Here is a 21,578-nt window from a genome sequence, read left to right on the forward strand (position 1 = left end):
TTCCTACAAGAATTTATGACTTCAATTGCTTCGTCCGGTAACGGCGCCCCGGTGAATTCGTCTGCCCCATTGCCGTTGACGGACAAGGTGCGCGAGGCGCTGGCCATTGCCAAGCGCGGTGTCGATGAACTGCTGATCGAGAGCGAATTCGCCCAGAAACTGGCGCGCTCCGAACAAACCGGCAAGCCCCTGCGCATCAAGCTGGGCCTGGACCCGACCGCGCCCGACCTGCACCTCGGCCACACCGTGGTGCTCAACAAGATGCGCCAGCTGCAAGACCTCGGCCACCAGGTAATCTTCCTGATCGGCGACTTCACATCGATGATTGGCGACCCATCGGGCCGAAACGCTACTCGTCCGCCGCTGACCCGCGAGCAGATCGAAGAAAATGCGATGACTTATTTCCGGCAGGCATCGCTGGTGCTGGATGCCGCGCGCACGGAAATTCGCTACAACTCAGAGTGGTGCGACCCGCTGGGCGCACGGGGCATGATCCAGCTTGCCTCGCGCTATACCGTTGCCCAGATGATGGAACGGGACGATTTCACCAAGCGCTACAAGAGTGGGACACCGATTGCGGTGCATGAGTTCCTTTACCCTTTGATGCAAGGCTATGATTCGGTCGCCTTGCAGTCGGACCTGGAACTTGGGGGCACCGACCAGAAATTCAACCTCCTGGTGGGCCGCGTTCTGCAAAAAGATTACGGCCAGGAGCAGCAGTGCATCCTGACCATGCCGCTGCTCGAGGGCCTGGATGGCGTCGAAAAGATGTCGAAATCGAAAAACAACTACATCGGCATCACCGAAGCCCCGAACACCATGTTCGGCAAGCTGATGAGTATTTCCGACGACATGATGTGGAAGTACTACAACCTGCTGTCCTTCCGCTCGATCGCCGAGATCGAGGCCGTGAAGGCGGAAGTGGCCGGCGGCGCCAACCCGCGCGACGCGAAAGTAGCGCTGGGCAAGGAAATCGTCGCACGCTTCCACTCGGCCCAGGCCGCCGACGACGCGCTGGCCGACTTCGTCAACCGCTCGAAGGGCGGCATCCCGGACGACGTGCCGGAAATCAGCCTGTCGGGCGCCCCGATGGGCGTGGCGCAATTGCTCAAGCAGGCAGGCCTGTGCGCTTCGACCTCGGAAGCCATGCGCATGATCGACCAGGGCGGCGTGCGCATCGACGGCGCCGTGGTCAGCGACAAGGGCCTGCAGATCGAGGCCGGCACGTTCGTCATGCAAGTGGGCAAGCGCAAGTTCGCCCGCGTCACGTTCGCCGGGGCGCCGGCCGCATGATTGCCCTGCTGCAGCGCGTCAGCGAAGCCAGCGTGCGCGTCGACGGCAAGGTCGTCGGCGCCATCGAGGCCGGCCTGATGGTGCTGGTCTGCGCCGAGAAGGGCGACACCGAGCGCGAAGCCGAGCTGTTGCTGGCCAAGCTGCTGGGCTACCGGGTGTTTTCCGACGACGCCGGCAAGATGAACCGCAGCATCCTGGATACCGCCGGCGGCCTGCTGCTGGTGCCGCAGTTCACTCTTGCAGCCGACACCAAGTCGGGCACGCGTCCCTCGTTTTCGCCGGCGGCGGCGCCCGAAGACGGCCGGCGCCTGTTCGACCATGTCGTGCGCCAGGCGCGCGCACGCCTTGGCATCGTCGAGACCGGCGTCTTCGGCGCCGACATGAAAGTCGGCCTGGTCAACGATGGCCCGGTGACTTTCTGGCTGCAAGTTGATCCAGTTGGAGTTTTGCGTTGACTGGCGCCTGTTTGCCTTGAAACCCGTGCAGGCCGCGGGAGTCAATAGCAATATGGCCTGGGAGGACGTATGCGAATCTGGAGCGACTCATTTATCGAAGGCGAGGCGATCCCGCCCGAATGCGCGTTTGCGGCAATCGACCCCGACCGTCACGTCAGGCTGTCGAACAACCGCAACCCGCACCTGGCCTGGGAAGACGTGCCTCTCGGCACCAAATCGCTGGTGCTGATCTGCCATGACCCCGACGTGCCATCCAGCGGCGACCGGGTCAACCAGGAAGGCAAGACCGTGCCGGATACCTTGCCGCGGGTCGATTTCTTCCACTGGACCCTGGTCGATATCCCGATCGTGCTGAAATCCTTCCCCGAAGGCGTGTTTTCCGACATGGTCACGCCCCACGGCAAGCCGGGCCCGCTGGTGCCCTTCACCATCAAGAACGGCACCGAGCACCAGTTGCGCCATGGAATCAACGACTACACGAACTGGTTCGCGGGCGACCCGGACATGGCCGGCGAATACTACGGCTATGACGGCCCGTGCCCGCCCTGGAACGACGAGCGGGTCCATACCTATGTGTTTACAATGTATGCGCTCGACGTCCCGCGCCTGCCTTTGGAGGGCGCCTTCACCGGCGCCCGGCTGCAGCAGGCCATCCGCGGCCATATCCTCGACGAAGCCCGGACCTTCGGCATGTATTCGCTCAATCCGGCCATCGCGCCTTTATTAACGATCTAACCAGACAATCATCCGCCCCGAGGTTCGGGCGAACGGACCTCATGCTTTCGAACGACACTGCGCATCCCACCACCATTCTCCTGATCCGCCATGGCGAAACCGCCTGGAACGCCGAACGCCGGCTGCAGGGCCATATCGACATTGCCCTCAATAGCGAAGGCGAGCGCCAGGCCGCGCTGCTTGCCGCCGCCCTGGCGCCGGAACGCATCGACCACATCGTTTCCAGCGACCTGGCGCGGGCGCGCCAGACCGCCGAAGCCATTGCCGGCGGCCGCGGCATGGCGGTCGCCCTTGATCCGGCGCTGCGCGAGCGCTGCTATGGCGGCTTCGAAGGCTTGCTCTACAGCGAGATCGCGGTGCGCTTCCCGCGCGAGTTCGCCGCCTGGCAGGGGCGCGACATCGACGGCGTGTTGCCGCCGGGCGCGAACCGGGGCGAGAGCTTCCGCCAGTTCTTCGACCGGGTGCGGATGGCCATCCTCGCGCAGGCCGCCGCCCATCCCGGCCGAACCCTGGCCCTGGTGGCCCACGGCGGCGTACTCGAATGCGCCTACCGGGCGGCGCTGGGCCTGTCGCTGGAAACGCCGCGCGACTTCAAGGTGCTCAATGCGAGCGTCAACCGCTTCGTGGTGGAGCCGGGCGGCTTGCGTCTGGTGAGCTGGGGCGAAGTGGGGCATCTCCAGCCGGCGGTGCTGGATGACCTGACCTAGGCGGCTGCCGGCGCCTTTACCCCCGCTGCCGTCCCCTGCCAATATCACACAAACAACACTCCCGAAAAATTCTGCCGATAATTTGAGCAGCGATTAAGGTAAAATAATAGGTTCCCCGAGAAACTTCTGAGATTTCTGCTGTGCAAATCGGACCCTACATCCTGCGTAATAACGTCTTCGTCGCCCCCATGGCCGGGGTGACGGACCGGCCGTTCCGCCAGCTGTGCAAGCAGCTCGGCGCCGGCTACGCCGTGTCCGAGATGGCGGCCTCGAACCCGCGCCTGTGGGCCAGCGAAAAGACCTCGCGCCGCACCGACCACACGGGCGAAATGGAGCCGAAAGCGGTGCAGATCGCCGGCGCCGATCCGAAAGACCTGGCCGATTGCGCGAAGTTCAACGTCGAGCGGGGCGCCCAGATCATCGACATCAACATGGGTTGCCCGGTTAAAAAAGTGTGCAACAGCTGGTGCGGCTCCGCGCTGCTGCAGCACGAAGACCTGGTCGAGCGCATCCTGCACGCCGTGGTCGAGGCGGTGGACGTGCCAGTGACCCTGAAATTCCGCACCGGCTGGGATCGCCAGAACAAGAACGCCCTGCGCATCGCGCGCCTGGCCGAGCAGGCCGGCATCCAGATGCTGACCCTGCACGGCCGCACCCGCGCCGACGGCTACAAGGGCGAGGCCGAATACGACACCATCCGCGCCGTGAAGGCCTCGGTCGGCATCCCGGTGGTGGCCAACGGCGACATCACCACCCCGGAAAAAGCGAAGTTCGTGCTCGACTACACCGGGGCGGACGCCGTGATGATCGGCCGCGCCGCCCAGGGCCGTCCCTGGATCTGCCGCGAGATCGACCATTTCCTGCGCACCGGCGAGCACTTGCCGGCGCCGCTGGTGGAAGAAGTGCGCGAGCTGATGAACGAGCACCTGCCGGCCCACTACGCCTTCTACGGCGACTTCATCGGCGTGCGCTCGGCCCGCAAGCACATCGGCTGGTATGTACAAGACCTGGCTGGCGGGGAAGCATTCCGCCAGCGCATGAATCTGCTGGAATCGACCGCCGAGCAGCTCGCGGCAGTCGACTTGTTTTTCAAATCGCAACTCGAGCATGGGGAGCGGTTACAATACCGCCCCGCGCTTCGCGACGCGCTTCCTGCCGATGAGGCGTTGGCGGCGTGAGGCAGCCAGCGCGCCGCATCAAGTGACGCAAGCAGCAAGAACACGCAGTGCATAAAAAATAGAACACACGGGGACACGCTGCGCCAGCAGCGAGCAATCATTAACCAGGATGAAGCAGCAGAGAACATGAGCAAAGAAAGTATCCAGGAAGTCGTCCAGAAAAGCCTCGAGGATTATTTCAATGATTTGGGCGAGCAAAAGCCGACGAACATCTACGACATGATGGTCCTGACCGTGGAAAAACCGGTCCTCGAAGTGGTAATGACGCGCGCCGACGGCAACCAGTCGCACGCCGCGCAGATGCTGGGCATCAACCGGAACACTTTGCGCAAGAAACTCCAGGAGCACGGTCTCCTCTAAAGCACTGCATGGCGTGGGCCGTGCGTTGGGGCGCGGCCGGTACAAGGTCCGCGCGCCCGGACGCACCAATTCTCAACAACAGGCCACACCATGATCAAACAAGCACTGATTTCCGTCTCCGACAAGACCGGCGTCCTCGATTTCGCCAAGGCCCTGGCTAGCCTCGGCGTCAACATCCTGTCCACCGGCGGCACCGCCAAACTGCTGCAGGAAAATGGCGTGCAGGTGACCGAAGTCGCTGACTACACCGGCTTCCCGGAAATGCTCGACGGCCGCGTCAAGACTCTGCACCCGAAAGTGCACGGCGGCATCCTGGCGCGCCGCGACTTGCCCGAGCACGTCGCCAAGCTGGAGGCGCATGGCATCCCGCAGATCGACATGGTCGTGGTCAACCTGTATCCCTTTCAGCAGACCGTCGCCAAGGACGAATGCTCGCTGGACGACGCGATCGAAAACATCGACATCGGCGGCCCGACCATGCTGCGCTCGGCCGCCAAGAACCACCGCGACGTGGTCGTCATCTGCGACCCGCTCGATTATGGCGTGGTGCTGGCGGAAATGAAGGGCACGGGAGCATCAGCCGGCCCGGTCAGCTACGAGACCAAATTCCGCCTGGCCAAGAAAGTGTTCGCGCACACCGCGCAGTACGACGGCGCCATCACCAACTACCTGACCAGCCTGGGCGAAGACCGCCAGCACGCGACCCGCGCCAGCTATCCGCAGACCCTGAACATGACGTTCGAGAAAGTCCAGGACATGCGCTACGGCGAGAACCCGCACCAGGGGGCCGCCTTCTACCGCGACCTGACGCTCGGCGCCGGCGCATTGGCCGCCTACACCCAGCTGCAGGGCAAGGAACTCTCGTACAACAACATCGCCGACGCCGACGCGGCCTGGGAATGCGTCAAGTCGCTCGGCGGCCTGGGCCAGCCGGCCGGCTGCGTGATCGTCAAGCACGCCAACCCCTGCGGCGTGGCGATCGGGGGCGATGCGCTGGACGCCTATTCGCGCGCGCTGCAGACGGACCCGACCTCGGCCTTTGGCGGCATCATCGCCTTCAACGTCGAAGTCGACGCCAGGGCGGCCGAAGCGGTCGCCAAGCTGTTCGTCGAGGTCCTGATCGCGCCCTCCTTTAGCGAGGAGGCGCGCCGGATCATGGCGGCCAAGCAGAACGTACGCCTGTTGGAAATCCCGCTGGGCGACGCCCAGAACGCCTACGACGTCAAGCGCGTCGGCGGCGGCCTGCTGGTGCAGGCGCCGGATGCGAAGAACGTGGGCCTGGGCGAACTGCGCGTGGTCAGCAAGAAGCAGCCGACCCAGCAGCAGCTGCAAGACCTGATGTTCGCCTGGCGCGTGGCCAAGTTCGTGAAGTCGAACGCCATCGTGTTCTGCGCCAACGGCATGACGCTTGGCGTCGGGGCAGGGCAGATGAGCCGTATCGATTCGGCGCGCATCGCCTCGATCAAGGCGCAGAACGCCGGCCTGTCCCTGAGCGGTTCGGCGGTGGCCTCGGATGCCTTCTTCCCCTTCCGCGATGGGCTGGACGTGGTGGTCGATGCGGGCGCGACCTGCGTGATCCACCCGGGCGGCTCGATGCGTGACCAGGAAGTGATCGACGCGGCCGATGAGCGCGGCGTGGTGATGCTGTACACGGGTGTGCGTCACTTCCGTCACTGACCGTACAAGCCTGGATCCCGGCCTGCGCCGGGATGACGGTCTCGAGGCTCACGCTACGCTTGAAGCCGTCGTCCCGGCGAAGGCGGAAACAATGCCCCGGCATTGTTTCCGCCAAGTCCGTTGCGTACCACGCACGCGCCTGTCGCCCAAAAGCCGACGTCACCTGTGTTTTTACACAGTATTTTTCCCACCAACCCCCTTCCGCCGTATATCATTCCACAATGATTATTCTCGGCATCGACCCGGGCCTGCGCACGACGGGCTTCGGCGTCATTGAAAAACACGGCACCAAGCTGCGCTACATCGCGTCCGGCACCATCAAGACCGGTCTGGAAGGCGCATTGCCGCCGCGCCTGAAGGTGATCCTGAAGGGCGTGAGCGAAATCGTCGCCGCCTACCAGCCCGGCTGCGCCGCCATCGAAAAAGTGTTCGTCAACGTCAATCCGCAATCGACGCTGCTGCTGGGCCAGGCGCGCGGCGCCGCGATCACGGCCCTGGTCGGGGCCGACCTCGACGTGGCGGAGTACACTGCGGTGCAGGTCAAGCAGGCCGTGGTCGGCACCGGCAAGGCGGCCAAGGCGCAGGTGCAGGACATGGTCGCGCGCCTGCTCAAGCTGCCCGGCCTGCCCGGCAGCGACGCCGCCGACGCGCTGGGCGTGGCGATCTGCCATGCCCACAGCATCGACACCCTGGCGCTGCTCGGCGCGCTGGCGCCGGCAGCGCCCGTGCTGCGCATGAAGCGCAGCCGCCTCGTCTAAGAACCAAGAACAACAAGGAAACAGCGATGATCGGTCGTCTCTCCGGAACCCTGCTCGAAAAAGCGCCGCCGCACGTGCTGGTGGACTGCAACGGCGTCGGCTATGAAGTCGACGTGCCGATGAGTACCTTCTACAACCTGCCGCATACCGGCGAGCGCGTGGTGCTGTTCACCCACCTGGTGGTGCGCGAGGATGCCCACCTGCTGTTCGGCTTCGGCAGCGCGTCGGAGCGGGCGCTGTTCCGCCAGCTGATCAAGATCACCGGCATCGGCGCGCGCATGGCGCTGTCGATCCTGTCCGGCATGACGGTGGCCGACCTGGCGCAGGCGGTCACGCTGCAGGAAACCGGGCGCCTGGTGAAGGTGCCGGGCATCGGCAAGAAGACCGCCGAGCGCCTGCTGCTCGAACTCAAGGGCAAGCTGGGCGCCGACATCGGCATGGTCGCCGGCAGTCCGCGCGACGATACCCAGACCGACGTGCTCAATGCCCTGGTGGCCCTGGGCTACTCCGACAAGGAAGCGCTGCTCGCGATCAAGAACATGCCTGCGGGCAGCTCCGTCTCGGACGGCATCAAGTTTGCGCTGAAGGCGCTCTCCAAAGCTTAAGTACCCATGAGCATCCAGACCGACAATTTCACCGAACAGCGCGTCATCGACGCGGCCCCGGCTTCGCCCAACGAAGAGGCGATCGAACGCGCCTTGCGCCCGAAGCAGCTGGAAGAGTACGTCGGCCAGGAAAAGATCCGCGCCCAGCTCGAGATCTTCATCCATGCCGCCCGCAACCGCCGCGAAGCGCTCGACCACACGCTGCTGTTCGGTCCGCCGGGCCTGGGCAAGACCACGCTGGCGCACATCATCGCGCGCGAGATGGGCGTGAACCTGCGCCAGACTTCCGGCCCGGTGCTGGAACGCCCGGGCGACCTGGCCGCGCTGCTGACCAACCTCGAGCCGAACGACGTGCTGTTCATCGACGAGATCCACCGTCTCTCGCCGGTGGTCGAAGAAATTTTGTATCCGGCGCTCGAGGACTACCAGATCGACATCATGATCGGCGAGGGGCCGGCCGCGCGCTCGGTCAAGCTCGATTTGCAGCCGTTCACGCTGGTCGGCGCCACCACCCGCGCCGGCATGCTGACCAACCCGCTGCGCGACCGCTTCGGCATTGTGGCGCGGCTGGAGTTCTACAACGTCGACGAGCTGACCAAGATCGTCACCCGCAGCGCCGCGCTGCTGGAAGCGCCGATCGACCAGGATGGCGCGCGCGAAGTGGCGCGCCGGGCGCGCGGCACGCCGCGTATCGCCAACCGCCTGCTGCGCCGCGTGCGCGACTATGCGGAAGTCAAGGGCAACGGCGAGATCACCAAGGACATCGCCGACCTGGCGCTGAAGATGCTCGACGTCGACTCGGTCGGCTTCGACGTGATGGACCGCAAGCTGCTCGAAGCGGTGCTGTTCAAGTTCGGCGGCGGGCCGGTCGGCATCGGCAACCTGGCCGCGGCGATCGGCGAAGCGGCCGACACCATCGAAGACGTATTGGAGCCCTTCCTGATCCAGCAGGGCTACCTGCAGCGCACCCCGCGCGGGCGGATCGCCACGCCGCTGGCCTACCAGCATTTCGGCGTGACGGCGCCGCGCATCAGCCCGACGGGCGACTTGTGGGACAACCTGCCGCCGGCGTGAGTCCGGCTTGCCGGCAGCGCGTCATGCGCTGAGGCGGTAGGGGTGGCCGACGCAATGCCCCTGTGCGTAATCGATACCCAGGTCGCGCACGATAGCGAGCGTCTGCGCGTCTTCGACATACTCGGCAACCGTCTGCAGGCCCATCACATGCCCGACCTCGTTGATGGCCTTGACCATGGCCCGGTTGGTGGGGTTGTTGGCGATGTCGCGGATGAAGACCCCATCGATCTTGAGGAAGTTGACCGGCAGCGAACGCAGGTAGGCGAACGACGACAGGCCGCTGCCGAAGTCGTCGAGCGAGAAGCGGCAGCCCAGCTTGCGCAAGCTGCCCATGAGTTCCTGCGCCTTGGGCAGGTTGGCGATGATGGCCGTTTCGGTGATCTCGAAACAGATGCGGGCAGGATCGATTGCGTAGCTGTCGAACTGCTGCAGGATATGGGCCAGCAGGCCCTCGTCGTTGAGGGAAATGCCCGACAGGTTGATCGAATACAGGTCGGGCAGGGCGCCATTGGGCAAGCTCGATGGGTCGGCGTCCCGTTCGCGACGGATGTGCTGGCACACGGTCTTGATCACCCAGCGGTCGAGTGCCGACATCAGGTCGTGGCGCTCGGCCGCGGGGATGAACGCGCCCGGCAGGATCAAGCCGTCGTTGGCGCTGGGCAGGCGCAGCAGCACTTCCTGGTGGACCGTCTTCTCGGGGCCCAGCGGCACGATCGGTTGTCCGTAGAGCTGGAAGCTGCCGGACGACAGCGCATCGTTCAGGCGCGCAACCCATTGCAGTTCGCCCTTGCGCCGCGCCTGCAGCACGTCCGAATCCTTGTACACGTGTATCCGGTTGCGCCCGCTTTCCTTGGCCAGGTAGCAGGCCTGGTCGGCAGCCGTGATCAGTTCGGTCGTGGTCGTGCTGTCGGGATCGATCTCGACCAGGCCGATGGAGACGCCCAGTTCGAAGGTGCGTTCGGCCCACACGAAACGGAAGTCCTTCACGGCCTTTCTCAGCCGCTCGGCAAGCTCGAGCGCCTGCTGCATGGGGCAGTGGCCCAGCAATACCCCAAGTTCGTCGCCGCCCAGGCGCGCCAGGACGTCGCTTTCCCGCATGTGGTGCTGCAGCATGTGCGACAGCATCTGCAGGAGGACGTCGCCGGCCGCGTGTCCGCAGGTGTCGTTGACGATCTTGAAGCGGTCGAGGTCGAGGTAGAGCAGGGCATGGTGGTGGCCGTCTTCCTTGGCGCTCGATAGCGCGCCCGCGACCAGGTGCTCGAATTCGCGCCGGTTGACCAGGCCGGTGAGGGCGTCGTGCGAGGCCTGCCAGCGCACTTCGTGGGCCAGCTTGCGTTCGTGGCTGACGTCGCGGAATACGGCCACCGTACCGATGACGCTGCCTTCGCGCGACCAGATGGGGGCGACCGCGTCCTCGATGGGAACCAGGCGCCCGTCGCGCGACAGCAGCTGGGAATGCCCCGATACGCCGATGGCCTGGTGCGACTGCAGGCACTTGTATACGGGGTTGTCGAGTTCGTTGCCGCTACGGTCGTCGACGAGGCGCATCAGGTGGCGCACATCGAGTGCCCGGGCATCGGCGTCGCTCCAGCCGGTCAGGTGTTCGGCAACCCGGTTGAGCATGGTGACCCTGCCCTGTGCATCGGTGGTGACCACGGCGTCCCCGATCGACGCCAGCGTGACTTCGGCCAGTTCCCGCTGTTCGAACAGCTGCTGTTCCTGGAGCTTGCGTTCGGTGTCGTCCCAGACGATGCCGATGGTGCCGACCGGCCGCCCGTCTTCGCACAGCGTGTGCGCCCTGGCCCTGAGCCAGCGCAGCTCTCCATCGGCGCGGACGACGCGGTAGCCCACTTCATACTGGCGGCATTGGTCGACATGGGCCTGCATGTTCTCGAGCACCGCCGCGCGGTCGTCCGGATGGATAAAGTCGAGAAATTTACGGAACGGCTGTTCGAACGCGTGGTCGCCCAGTCCGATGAGGCGGCTACCCGTGCTGGACCAGTGGACAACACTGTCGAGGACGCTCCCTCCTGATAGTGTCGAATCCCAGATCGCCATGTGCGCCGCATCGAGCGCAAGTTTCAGTCGTTGCTTGGTGATGTCCATAAAGTTCCGATCTGGTCAGGTGAGAGCGGAGCGAGCTGTAGCAACTGCACACTTCATGTACGAGTAAATTGTAATCCCGGCGGGAGCGCCTGTCAGGCGGCGCCGTATTGTGCGCGTGCGTGCAGTAGCCAGGCTGGCGGGCGCATCTGCTTCGGATACCGGGACGCTCCACGCCGCTTGGTGACAAATGTCATGGCAAACCGGTGGCGCATGCTTCTATCGGCGCGGGGGCCTTGTTCGCATACTGGTTCCATCCCAACCAAGCGAGGAACGCATGAACACCACCCTGAAAGCCCTGTCCGCCGCCGCATTCTGCCTGGCGAACGCCGCCATCGCCGCCCCGACCCTGGTCCAGGATGTACGCGTCTTCGATGGCGAGCGCGTCCACGAGCGCCGCTCGGTCCTGTTCGACAAGGGCGTCATCGTCGACGCCGACTATCGCGGCGCCACCCCGAAAGACGCGCGGGTCGTGAACGGGCAAGGCCGCACGCTGCTGCCGGGGCTGATCGATTCCCATACCCATGCCTTCCGCCACTTCGAGCTGCCGGTGCTGTTCGGCGTGACGACCCAGATCGACATGTTCACCGACGTGGGCATGATGAAGCAGGCCAAGAAAGCGATGGCCGAGGGCGGCAACCACCACCATGCCGACCTGTTTTCCGCCGGGACCCTGGTCACCGCGCCGAATGGCCATGGCACCCAGTTCGGCCTCGCCATTCCCACCATCACCAAGTCGGAACAGGCCCAGGCCTTCGTGGACGCGCGCATCGCAGAGGGTTCCGACTTCATCAAGATCGTGATGGAGACCGGCTACGGCTTCCAGTCGCTCGACCTGGCGACGGCGACCGCCGTGATCGAGGCGGCGCACCGGCGCGGCAAGCTGGCGGTCGTCCACATCGGCAACGAAAAGGATGCGCGCGCCGTCTTATCGGCCGGCGCGGACGGCCTGGTGCACCTGTTTCCCGGGACTTCGAGCGATGCCAAAGGCCTGGCGCAACTGGCTGCCAGCCGGGGCGCCTTCGTGATCCCGACCTTCACCGTGCTGGAGAGCATGGCCGGCTGGCGCGGCGACGACCTGCTGGCCCATCCCGGCTTTGCCGCCTTGCTCGACAAGGATGCACAGGCCCCGCTCAAGACCAGCTATGGCAACACCGCACGCCACGAACGGCTGCTGGCCCCGAAGGCGGTCGCGGCGGCGATGGTGGCGGCCGGCGTGCCGGTGCTGGCCGGGACCGACGCGGGCAATCCCGGCACGCAGTACGGCGTGAGCATGCACCGCGAACTCAAGGCCCTCGTCGAAGCGGGCATGAGCCCGGCGCAGGCGCTGGCGGCGGCGACCAGCGTGCCGGCGAAGGTGTTCAGGCTCGGGCAGCGCGGCCGCATCCAGAAGGGCTACAAGGCCGACCTGCTGCTGGTCGACGGCAACCCGGCCGCCGACATCCTGGCCACGCGCCAGATCGTCGAGGTGTGGAAGAACGGCGAGAGCGCGAACGGCCTGCGCGACGCCCAGCGCGAGCAGGTGGCGAAGGCGGCGCAGCCGGTCAGCAAACCGATTGCATTGCCGCCTGGCGGGCGTATCAGCCAGTTCAGCGAGCAGCACCTGGCCAGTCCTTTCGGCATGGGGTGGGGTCCGTCGACCGACAGTTATGTCGGCGGCAAATCGACCGTCGCCCTGGCCGCAGGACCGGCATTGCCGGGCGGCGAGGTACCGCTGGCGATCGATGCGAAGGTTGCGCCGGGCCTGCCCTTTGCCTGGGCCGGCGTGGCCTTCATGCCGGGCGCGGCGCCGATGCAACCGGTCGACCTCTCGGCCGCCAAGGTGGTCCGCTTCAAGGCCCGCGGCGACGGCAAGCGCTACCAGCTGATCGCGATGTCGCAGGGGGTGCGCATGCCCGGTGCGACGTCCTTCACGGCGGGGCCGGAGTGGACCGAAGTGACGGTGCCCTTCAGCGACTTCAAGGGCATCGATCCGGCGGCCGTGACCATGTTAGGATTCAACGCCGGTCCACAGCCGGGCGATTACCGCTTCGAGATCGCCGACGTGCGCCTGCTCGCACAATAACCACCTGTTAAACACTCACACTATATGAACCGGATCGGGCAGGGCATGGGCAGAGTATGGACGGGACCCTGGATCCCGCCCGAGCAGGGCAAGATGCCGTACTTCTGGCTGCTCAGCCTCGGCTACATGGGCTGGAAGTACGCCTACGTCGCGCCGACTCCCTTCGAGGCGCTGATGCTGGCGCTCACGCTGGTGGTGTTCCTGGCGCTGTACTTCGCCAGCTACTGGGCGCGCGGCTGGCAGTCGGTCGGCTGCATGCTGGCGGGCTGCCTGATCGGCGCGGCCTGGGTGCGCTGGAACGCCGGCGCCGCCACCTTCTTCATCTTTGCCTGCGCGGCCGCCGCCGGGATCACGCAGCTGCGCCTTGCCATGCTGGCGATCGTGGGCGTGGTGGCCCTGGCCGGCCTGGCGTCCTTCCTGATCCCCGGCATGCAGATGCGCTTCCTGTTCCTGATGCCGGTCCTGACCATCAGCCTGCCGGTGGGCGTGGGCGCCGTCATGGATGCGCGCCTGCGCCGCTCGCGCCAGGCGCTGGTGCGCAAGCAGGAAGAGGTCGAGCACATGGCCACCATCGCCGAGCGTGAACGCATCTCGCGCGACCTGCACGACCTGCTCGGGCATTCGCTGTCGCTCATCGCGCTCAAGGCCGAACTGGCGAAAAAACTCGTGCACCGCGATGCCGGCGCCTGCGCACGCGAAATCGGCGACATCGAAACCAGCGCGCGCCAGGCCCTGGCCGAAGTGCGCGCGGCCGTGAGCGGCTACCGCGAGAGCGGCCTGGCCCATGCGCTGGCCAGCGCACGCGCCAGCCTGGCCGCGGCCGACGTCCAGCTGCATGAAAACGTGGAGCGCTTCGCACTGGCGCCGGCGGCCGAGAACGTGGTGGCGCTGGCGCTGCGCGAGGCGGTCACCAACGTGGTGCGGCATGCGGGCGCCAGGCGCTGCAGCGTCTCGCTCGCGCTGGAGCACGGCGTGGCCGTACTGCGCATCGCCGACGATGGGCAGGCGCGCAGCGAAGCCGATATCCGCCAGGGCAACGGCTTGTCCGGCATGCGCGAGCGCGTGGCGGCGGTGGGCGGCAAGCTGGCGCTGCGCGCCCGCGCCGGCCTCGAACTCGAACTGCGCATTCCCGCGGGAGCCACGACATGATCCGCATCCTGCTGGCCGAAGACCAGAACCTGGTGCTGGGTGCGATGGCCGCGCTGCTGCGCCTGGAGCCCGACTTCGAGGTGGTCGGCACCGCCACCAACGGGCGCGAAGCGCTGGCGCTGTGCGAAACGCTGGGGCCCGACATCGTCCTGACCGACATCGAGATGCCCCTGATGACGGGCCTCGAGCTGGCGGGGCAGATCAAGGAGCGGCGCCTGGCGGCGAAGGTGATCGTGGTGACCACCTTCGGGCGCAGCGGCTACCTGCGGCGCGCGCTGGAAGCGGGCGTGCGCGGCTACCTGCTCAAGGATGCGCCGGTCGACGCGCTGGCGGCGGCGATCCGCGCGGTGCACGAAGGCGGCCGGGCGATCGCGCCCGAGCTGGCGCTGGAGAGCTGGAGCGGCGGGGGCGACCCGCTCACCGAGCGCGAGCGCCAGGTACTGCGCCTGGCCGGGGAAGGGCGTACCAGCGGCGACATCGCGCGCCAGGTGCACCTGTCCGAAGGGACCGTGCGCAACTACCTGTCCGAGGCGATCAGCAAGCTGGGCGCGGCCAACCGGGTCGAGGCCTACCGGATGGCGCGCGACGCCGGCTGGCTGTAGTCGTCGAGCGGCCGCGCCTTGTTCCTGGGCTTGGGCGTGTACATCAGCGGATAGATGAAGCTCAGGTAGAGCACCAGGGTGAGCACCATCAGGAAGCCGCATACCCGCAGCAGCGTAGGGCTGCCGCCATGCCAGACCACGATGGCGCTGGCGGCGAAGGGCATCATCATCAGCAGCGAGGCCAGCGAGCGCAGCGGCGGCGAGCGGCGCATGCGGTTGCCCGCCAGGCCGATCACGAAATAGCCGCCGGCCGCCAGCAGCATCCCGCCCAGCATCACGAAGGGTTCGACCAGGTCGGGGATGGCGTGCGCGATCGAGCGCAGCAGCAGCGGGGGATGGATGAGCGCGAGCACGCCTGCGAACAGGCTCAGCAGCCGCAGGTAGCGCAGCGCGCGGCCCCGCACCACGGGGCGCGCCGGCTTGGGAACGCTCGTCGGTATGCTCATCGGCCACGCAGGAAAAGCGGATCCAGGGAACCCGACGATAGCACAATCGCGCCGCCCGGCGGGCGGCGCAAGGACGGCCTGCGGCTCAGGCCCGGTAGAGCACCGGCTCGCGCCGGGTCGGGCGGGCGTCGCGGGCGCGCTGGCGGCTCGCGCTCGGACCCTGCAGGATCGGGTACACCAGCGCCAGGCCGGTCACCAGCGTAAAGCTCAGCAGCAGGCCGCCCATCCACAGCACGTTCGGGTCGGTGCCGAACCACAGCGTGGCGATGCCGGCCAGCAGCGGTGCGCCCAGCAGCATCACGCACAGGCGGCGCAGCGGGGGCGAGCGCTTGATCCGGTGCGCCGAGAAGGTGATGAAGAAGAAGGCGGAGGCGGCCAGCATCAGCATCAGCCCCATGGCGAGCGCGCCAAGCAGGCTGGACGCCACGGCGCCGTTCGGGAACAGCATGGCTGGCGGCACGACCAGCACTGCTACGCCGGCCATCAGGCAGGCAAGGCGCAGGAAGATCATCGGCTGCCTCCGGGAAGCAGCGTCGGTTCTACGGTATTCATGGTTTCCTCGGGTGGGTGTGCTCGTTGCGGAGAACTCAGCAATACAGAGAAGTTAGCGGAAAAACAATTTTCGTGGCGCACGGCTGGACCGCCGTCTTCGACGCTCGTCCACATTCTTGACGGCTTGTTTACGCCGGCGGATTTGAATTTTAGAAAATATTTACGGCGTGCTTGCTACGCTTCTTCACCTCAGTCACCCACCTTGAAGAAGCCACATGACAGCATCGATGACCATTGCCGGCCGGCTCCGCCGCGGCTGCACGCCGCCGGAATCCACGACAAGCGCTACCGTCCTCGCAGCAGCCTTGATCACCGCCTGCTCTGCCGGCAACGCGTTTGCCGACGAAGCCAGGGCGACCGAATTGAGTGCCAACGCCGCCGTCGCCAGCGACTATCGCTACCGCGGCATCTCCCAGACCCGTCTCCAGCCTGCCCTGCAGGGCGGCGCTGATGCCGTGCACACCCCTTCCGGCGCCTATGCCGGGGCCTGGGCCTCGACGATCAGTTGGACGAAGGATGCCGGCGGCGGCGGTTCCGTCGAGCTCGACCTGTATGCCGGCAAGCGCGGCGAAGTGGCGCCGGGCCTCGGCTACGACGTCGGCGTGTTGGCCTATGTCTACCCGTCGAATGGCTTGAGGAGGGTCGCCGGCTTTACCACCGCCAACACGACCGAGCTGTATGCCCAGTTGTCGTACGGGCCGGCCGTGCTGAAGTACTCGCATGCCGTCACCGACCTGTTCGGTTTCGTCGACAGCAGGAACAGCGGTTATCTCGATCTGGCCGCCAACCTGGACGCCGGCGATGGCACGGTGATCAACCTGCATGCCGGACGCCAGCGCGTCGCCGGCAATGCCGCGGCCAGCTATACCGACTGGAAAATCGGCGTCACCCGCGACTTCGGCATCGTCACCGGATCGCTCGCCTGGATCGGCACCGATGCCGGCAAGGCGGCCTATGCCTCGCCCGCCAACGGGAAGTTCCTGGGCAAGCCGGCGCTGGTCCTCACCATCGGCAAGACCTTCTGATTTTTACGGCTTGTTTACAGGCGCCACAGGAGTCTTTACACCATTTTTAGACGGCCGGCGCTACCCTGGTTTCCTGTCGGCCGAACTACCAAAGGAAGAACATGGATGCGATCTATATCGGGGCATTGGTGCTGTTGTGCGCACTGAGCTGGGCGCTGGCGCAGGGCTGCGCCAGGCTGGGAGAACAATAATGGAAATCTGGCATATCGGCGCGCTTGCGGCCGCGGGGCTGATGGTCTACCTGGTCCACGCCCTGCTGAACGCGGAGGAACTGTGATGACCCTGCACGCCTTGGCGCTGCTTGGCGCCTTCCTTGCCGTGCTGTTCGTCCTTGCCTGGCCGCTGGGCAGCTTGCTGGCTCGTGTGGGCGATCGCGGCGCGGTGCCCGGCCTGGGCTGGCTGGCGCCGGTCGAGCGCCTGCTTTACCGCGCCGGCGGCGTGGCGCCCGACTGCGACATGGGCTGGAAAGCATATGCCACCGCGCTGCTGGTGTTCAATACGCTGGGCGCCCTGTTCGTGTTCGCACTCCAGCGCCTGCAGGCCTGGCTGCCGCTCAACCCCCAGGCCCTGCCCAACGTCGGCCCGGATTCGTCGTTCAATACCGCCGTCAGCTTCGTCGCCAACACCAACTGGCAGGGCTATAGCGGCGAGCAGACCATGAGCTACCTGACCCAGATGCTGGCGCTGACCGGGCAGAACTTCTTCTCCGCCGCCACCGGCATGGCCGTGGTGTACGCCCTGATCCGCGGCTTCACGGCGCGCTCGGCCGCCAGCATCGGCAATTTCTGGGTCGACCTGACCCGCTCGACGCTGTATGTGCTGCTGCCCTTGTCGCTGCTGCTGTCCGTGTTCCTGATGGGGCAGGGCGTGATCCAGAACTTCGCGCCTTACCAGCAGGTCCGACTGATCGAGCCGGTGGCGTACACGGTTCCCGTTACCGGGGCCGACGGCCAGCCTGCCGAGGATGCGCAGGGGCGGGCCGTGCTGCGGAGCCTGACAGCAGGCTCGCAGACCATCCCGATGGGGCCGGTGGCCTCGCAGGAGGCGATCAAGATGATCGGCACTAACGGCGGCGGCTTCTTCAATGCCAATTCCGCCCATCCGTTCGAGAATCCGACGCCCTTGTCGAATTTCGCGCAGATGCTGGCGATCTTCCTGGTGCCGGCGGGCCTGTGCTTCGCCTTCGGCCGCCTGGTCGGCGACCGGCGCCAGGGTGTCGCCGTGCTGGCGGCCATGAGCCTGATCTTCGTCGCCGCCAGCCTGGTGGCGATGGGCGCCGAGCAGGCGGCCCATCCACAACTGGCGGCGCTCGGCGTCGACCAGGGCGCCAGCGCCCTGCAGGCTGGCGGCAACATGGAGGGCAAGGAAACCCGCTTCGGCATCGCGGCCTCCAGCCTGTTCGCCGCCGTCACCACGGCCGCCTCCTGCGGCGCCGTGAATGCCATGCACGATTCGTTCTCGCCGCTGGGCGGGGCGGTGCCGATGCTGCTGATGCAGCTGGGCGAAGTGGTCTTCGGCGGCGTCGGTTCGGGCCTCTACGGCATGCTGGTGTTCGCCATCCTGGCCGTCTTCATTGCCGGCCTCATGATCGGCCGCACGCCGGAATACCTGGGCAAGAAGATCCAGAGCCATGAAATGAAGATGAGTTCGATCGCCATCCTGGTCACCCCGGTGCTGGTGCTGGCCGGTACGGCCGCCGCGGTCCTGCTCGATGCGGGCAAGGCCGGCATCGCCAATCCCGGCGCCCACGGTTTCTCGGAAATCCTGTACGCCTTCAGCTCGGCCGCCAACAACAACGGCAGCGCCTTCGCCGGGCTGTCGGCCAACACGCCTTTCTACAACACGATGCTGGCCATCGCGATGTGGTTCGGGCGCTTCGCCGTGATCGTGCCGGTGCTGGCCATTGCCGGCGCGCTGGCGGCCAAGCCGCGCCTGGCCGCCAACCCGGGCACCATGCCGACGCATGGTCCGGTCTTCGTCTTGCTGCTGGTCGGCGTGGTCCTGCTCGTCGGCGTGCTGAACTACGTTCCCGCCCTGGCGCTGGGCCCGGTAGTCGAGCACCTGCAGCTGTACACCAAATAACACCATGGATTCGGAGTTCACGATGTCCCAAGCAAAGACGCTCGCTCCCGCAGCGCAGCCGCGCGCCCCGCTGACCCTGTTCGACGCCAGCCTGGCCTGGCCGGCGGTGGGGGAGGCCTTCGCCAAGCTCGATCCGCGCACCCAGGCCCGCAGCCCGGTGATGTTCGTGGTCTATGTCGGCAGCATCCTGGCCACGCTGATGCTGTTCCAGTCGCTGGGCGACCCCGCCAGGCTGGACCGCGGCTTCATCCTGGCGATCACGGTCTGGCTATGGTTCACCGTCCTGTTCGCGAACTTCGCCGAAGCACTGGCCGAAGGCCGCAGCAAGGCCCAGGCCGCGTCGCTGCGCGGCCTGAAGCAGGCCGTCATGGCCAAGAAGCTGGCCGCGCCCAGGCACGGCAGCAGCTGGCTTGCCGCACCCGGGACCGAACTGCGCAAGGGCGACGTCATCCTGGTCGAAGCGGGCGACGTGATCCCGATCGACGGCGAGGTCATCGAAGGCGTGGCCTCGGTCGACGAGAGCGCCATCACGGGCGAATCCGCGCCTGTCATCCGCGAGTCCGGCGGCGACTTCTCGGCCGTGACCGGCGGCACCCGCGTGCTGTCCGACTGGCTGGTGGTGCGCGTGGCGGTCAACCCGGGCGAAACCTTCCTCGACCGCATGATCTCCATGGTCGAATGCGCCAGGCGCCAGAAGACCCCCAACGAGATCGCGCTGACCATCCTGCTGGTGGCGCTGACCATCGTGTTCCTGGTGGTCACCGTGACCCTACTGCCGTTCTCGCTGTTCGGCGTGGCGGCGGCAGGCGCCGGCGCCCCGGTCAGCGTCACCGTGCTGATCGCGCTGCTGGTGTGCCTGATCCCGACCACCATCGGCGCCTTGCTGTCCTCGATCGGCGTGGCCGGCATGAGCCGGATGATGGGTGCGAACGTCATCGCCACCTCCGGCCGCGCGGTCGAAGCAGCCGGCGACGTCGACGTGCTGTTGCTCGACAAGACCGGCACCATCACCCTCGGTAACCGCCAGGCCGCCGGCTTCTTCCCGGCGCCCGGCGTGACCGAGCAGCAGCTGGCCGAGGCCGCGCAACTGGCCTCGCTGGCCGACGAAACGCCGGAAGGCCGCTCTATCGTGGTGCTGGCCAAGCAGCGCTTCGCCATCCGCGAACGCGACATGGGCACGCTCCAGGCCGTGTTCGTGCCCTTCAGCGCCAACACCCGCATGAGCGGCGTCGACGTGGGGGCGCGCCAGGTGCGCAAGGGCGCCGCCGATTCGGTGCGCAAGCACGTCGAGGCGCTGGGCATGTCGTATCCGGCCGAGATGGCGCTGCTGGCCGACGAGGTCGCGCGCCGCGGCAGCACGCCGCTGGCGGTGGCCGACGGAGGCCGCGTCATGGGCGTGGTCGAGCTCAAGGATATCGTCAAGGGCGGCATCAGGGAGCGCTTCGCCGAACTGCGCCGGATGGGCATCAAGACCGTCATGATCACCGGCGACAACCGGCTGACCGCCGCCGCGATCGCGGCCGAAGCCGGCGTGGACGATTTTCTGGCCGAAGCCACGCCCGAGGACAAGCTCAGGATGATCCGCGACTACCAGTCGCAGGGCAGGCTGGTCGCCATGACCGGCGACGGCACCAACGATGCGCCGGCCCTGGCCCAGGCCGACGTGGCAGTGGCCATGAATTCCGGCACCCAGGCCGCCAAGGAAGCCGGCAACATGGTCGACCTCGATTCGAACCCGACCAAGCTGCTGGAAATCGTGGAGATCGGCAAGCAGATGCTGATGACGCGCGGCGCGCTGACGACCTTCTCGATCGCCAACGATATCGCGAAGTATTTCGCCATCATCCCGGCCGCCTTCGTGGGCACCTATCCGCAGCTCGAAGCGCTCGACCTCATGCGGCTCACCAGCGCCGACTCGGCGATCCTGTCTGCGGTGATCTTCAATGCCTTGATCATCATCGTGCTCATTCCCCTGGCGCTCAAGGGCGTGCGCTACCGGGCGATCGGTGCTGCAGCCTTACTGCGCCGGAATATCCTGGTCTATGGCGGCGGCGGCATCGTCCTGCCCTTCATCGGCATCAAGCTGATCGACATGCTGCTGTCGGCGCTGAACCTCGTCTAAAAAAGGAAAGTCATGCAATCCCATCTACGTCCCGCGCTTGGCCTGCTCGCCGCCCTCACGCTGCTGGTCGGCGTGCTGTATCCGCTGGCGGTGACCGGCATCGGCCAGCTGGCCTTTCCCGACCAGGTAGCCGGCAGCCTCGTAACGCGCAACGGCCAGGTCGTCGGATCCAGGCTGATCGGCCAGTCCTTCAGCGCGCCCGGCTATTTCTGGGGCCGCCCCTCGGCCACCGCCCCGATGGCGAACAACGGCGGCGCCAGTGCCGGCTCCAACCTCGGACCGCTCAACCCGGCCCTGGTCGACGCCGTCGAGGGCAGGCTGGCCGCCCTGCGCGCCGCCGACCCGAGCAACACGGTGGCTGTCCCGGTCGACCTGGTGACAGCCTCGGCAAGCGGGCTCGACCCCGAGATCAGCCTGGCCGCGGCACGCTACCAGGCTGGCCGGGTGGCCGCGGCCCGCGGAATAGTGCGCAGCCGGGTCGACGCGCTGATATCGGAGCATACTATCGGGCAATTCCTCGGTGTGTTCGGCGAGGCCAGGGTCAACGTCCTCGCGCTGAACCTGGCGCTCGACGCCGAGCCGCGCTGAAA

Annotated in this window: 22 protein-coding genes; 19 read left to right on the plus strand and 3 right to left on the minus strand. The window is 66.5% G+C overall.

Annotated elements, in window-relative coordinates; all coding sequences use genetic code 11:
* Positions 1–15: 15 nt before the first annotated feature.
* The 10 genes from tyrS (at position 16) to ruvB (ending at position 8,842) form a co-directional block, all read left to right on the plus strand.
* Positions 16–1,293, plus strand: a complete 1,278-nt coding sequence (tyrS, locus tag AC3XQU_RS18365) for a tyrosine--tRNA ligase (protein WP_489875597.1) — start codon at positions 16–18, stop codon at positions 1,291–1,293.
* Positions 1,290–1,748 carry a D-aminoacyl-tRNA deacylase gene (gene dtd, locus AC3XQU_RS18370; RefSeq protein ID WP_489875598.1) on the plus strand — a complete coding sequence of 153 codons (459 nt, stop codon included), beginning with the start codon at positions 1,290–1,292 and terminating at the stop codon, positions 1,746–1,748. The genes tyrS and dtd overlap by 4 nt, the downstream gene beginning before the upstream one ends.
* A gap of 69 nt (positions 1,749–1,817) precedes the next feature.
* Positions 1,818–2,483 carry a YbhB/YbcL family Raf kinase inhibitor-like protein gene (locus tag AC3XQU_RS18375; RefSeq protein WP_489875599.1) on the plus strand — a complete coding sequence of 222 codons (666 nt, stop codon included), beginning with the start codon at positions 1,818–1,820 and terminating at the stop codon, positions 2,481–2,483.
* Between the two features lie 41 nt (positions 2,484–2,524).
* Positions 2,525–3,190: a histidine phosphatase family protein gene (locus AC3XQU_RS18380; RefSeq protein ID WP_489875600.1), complete on the plus strand. Its 666-nt coding sequence runs from the start codon at positions 2,525–2,527 to the stop codon at positions 3,188–3,190.
* 140 nt (positions 3,191–3,330) lie between these two features.
* The gene (gene dusB / locus AC3XQU_RS18385; protein ID WP_489875601.1) at positions 3,331–4,368 is read left to right on the plus strand and encodes a tRNA dihydrouridine synthase DusB; all 1,038 of its coding nucleotides are present in this window, start codon (positions 3,331–3,333) and stop codon (positions 4,366–4,368) included.
* Between the two features lie 126 nt (positions 4,369–4,494).
* Positions 4,495–4,728, plus strand: a complete 234-nt coding sequence (locus tag AC3XQU_RS18390; protein ID WP_027865797.1) for a helix-turn-helix domain-containing protein — start codon at positions 4,495–4,497, stop codon at positions 4,726–4,728.
* 90 nt (positions 4,729–4,818) lie between these two features.
* Positions 4,819–6,405 (plus strand): bifunctional phosphoribosylaminoimidazolecarboxamide formyltransferase/IMP cyclohydrolase, encoded by a 1,587-nt coding sequence (gene purH, locus AC3XQU_RS18395; RefSeq protein ID WP_489875602.1) that lies wholly within the window; start codon positions 4,819–4,821, stop codon positions 6,403–6,405.
* A gap of 221 nt (positions 6,406–6,626) precedes the next feature.
* A complete protein-coding gene (ruvC, locus tag AC3XQU_RS18400) occupies positions 6,627–7,163 on the plus strand; it encodes a crossover junction endodeoxyribonuclease RuvC (RefSeq protein WP_489875603.1) in 537 nt (178 codons plus the stop codon).
* A 26-nt stretch (positions 7,164–7,189) separates the two neighbouring features.
* Complete coding sequence (ruvA, locus tag AC3XQU_RS18405) at positions 7,190–7,768, plus strand: Holliday junction branch migration protein RuvA (protein WP_489875604.1); 579 nt, start codon at positions 7,190–7,192, stop codon at positions 7,766–7,768.
* Between the two features lie 6 nt (positions 7,769–7,774).
* Positions 7,775–8,842, plus strand: coding sequence for a Holliday junction branch migration DNA helicase RuvB (gene ruvB / locus AC3XQU_RS18410; protein WP_489875605.1), 1,068 nt, complete (start codon positions 7,775–7,777; stop codon positions 8,840–8,842).
* A 21-nt stretch (positions 8,843–8,863) separates the two neighbouring features.
* Here the strand turns inward: ruvB and AC3XQU_RS18415 are convergent, their stop codons facing one another.
* Positions 8,864–10,948: an EAL domain-containing protein gene (locus tag AC3XQU_RS18415; RefSeq protein ID WP_489875606.1), complete on the minus strand. Its 2,085-nt coding sequence runs from the start codon at positions 10,946–10,948 to the stop codon at positions 8,864–8,866.
* 274 nt (positions 10,949–11,222) lie between these two features.
* Between AC3XQU_RS18415 and AC3XQU_RS18420 the strand changes: the two genes are divergently transcribed.
* Genes AC3XQU_RS18420 through AC3XQU_RS18430 form a run of 3 tightly spaced genes read left to right on the plus strand, consistent with a single transcriptional unit; the run spans position 11,223 to position 14,761 of the window.
* On the plus strand, positions 11,223–13,010 hold the full coding sequence (locus AC3XQU_RS18420) for a CIA30 family protein (protein ID WP_489875607.1): 1,788 nt from the start codon (positions 11,223–11,225) through the stop codon (positions 13,008–13,010).
* A 45-nt stretch (positions 13,011–13,055) separates the two neighbouring features.
* Positions 13,056–14,159 carry a sensor histidine kinase gene (locus tag AC3XQU_RS18425; protein ID WP_489875608.1) on the plus strand — a complete coding sequence of 368 codons (1,104 nt, stop codon included), beginning with the start codon at positions 13,056–13,058 and terminating at the stop codon, positions 14,157–14,159.
* Complete coding sequence (locus AC3XQU_RS18430; protein WP_489875609.1) at positions 14,156–14,761, plus strand: response regulator transcription factor; 606 nt, start codon at positions 14,156–14,158, stop codon at positions 14,759–14,761. Before AC3XQU_RS18425 ends, AC3XQU_RS18430 begins: the two co-directional genes overlap by 4 nt.
* Here the strand turns inward: AC3XQU_RS18430 and AC3XQU_RS18435 are convergent.
* Both AC3XQU_RS18435 and AC3XQU_RS18440 read right to left on the minus strand, forming a co-directional pair.
* Positions 14,728–15,207 (minus strand): hypothetical protein, encoded by a 480-nt coding sequence (locus AC3XQU_RS18435; protein WP_489875610.1) that lies wholly within the window; start codon positions 15,205–15,207, stop codon positions 14,728–14,730. The genes AC3XQU_RS18430 and AC3XQU_RS18435 overlap by 34 nt on opposite strands.
* A gap of 85 nt (positions 15,208–15,292) precedes the next feature.
* Entirely contained in the window at positions 15,293–15,718 is a 426-nt protein-coding gene (locus tag AC3XQU_RS18440; protein WP_489875611.1) for a hypothetical protein, read from the minus strand.
* Between the two features lie 268 nt (positions 15,719–15,986).
* Between AC3XQU_RS18440 and AC3XQU_RS18445 the strand changes: the two genes are divergently transcribed.
* The 6 genes from AC3XQU_RS18445 (at position 15,987) to kdpC (ending at position 21,576) form a co-directional block, all read left to right on the plus strand.
* Positions 15,987–16,784 carry a TorF family putative porin gene (locus AC3XQU_RS18445; protein ID WP_489875660.1) on the plus strand — a complete coding sequence of 266 codons (798 nt, stop codon included), beginning with the start codon at positions 15,987–15,989 and terminating at the stop codon, positions 16,782–16,784.
* A 101-nt stretch (positions 16,785–16,885) separates the two neighbouring features.
* Positions 16,886–16,975 (plus strand): potassium ABC transporter ATPase, encoded by a 90-nt coding sequence (locus AC3XQU_RS18450; RefSeq protein ID WP_489875665.1) that lies wholly within the window; start codon positions 16,886–16,888, stop codon positions 16,973–16,975.
* Complete coding sequence (gene kdpF, locus AC3XQU_RS18455; RefSeq protein WP_489875661.1) at positions 16,975–17,061, plus strand: K(+)-transporting ATPase subunit F; 87 nt, start codon at positions 16,975–16,977, stop codon at positions 17,059–17,061. Before AC3XQU_RS18450 ends, kdpF begins: the two co-directional genes overlap by 1 nt.
* Positions 17,061–18,866 carry a potassium-transporting ATPase subunit KdpA gene (gene kdpA / locus AC3XQU_RS18460; RefSeq protein WP_489875612.1) on the plus strand — a complete coding sequence of 602 codons (1,806 nt, stop codon included), beginning with the start codon at positions 17,061–17,063 and terminating at the stop codon, positions 18,864–18,866. The genes kdpF and kdpA overlap by 1 nt, the downstream gene beginning before the upstream one ends.
* A gap of 22 nt (positions 18,867–18,888) precedes the next feature.
* Complete coding sequence (gene kdpB, locus AC3XQU_RS18465) at positions 18,889–20,988, plus strand: potassium-transporting ATPase subunit KdpB (protein ID WP_489875613.1); 2,100 nt, start codon at positions 18,889–18,891, stop codon at positions 20,986–20,988.
* 12 nt (positions 20,989–21,000) lie between these two features.
* Positions 21,001–21,576, plus strand: coding sequence for a potassium-transporting ATPase subunit KdpC (gene kdpC / locus AC3XQU_RS18470; RefSeq protein ID WP_489875614.1), 576 nt, complete (start codon positions 21,001–21,003; stop codon positions 21,574–21,576).
* The last annotated feature ends 2 nt before the right edge of the window (positions 21,577–21,578 follow it).

It is taken from the genome of Telluria sp. AZSoR62 (assembly GCF_058111565.1).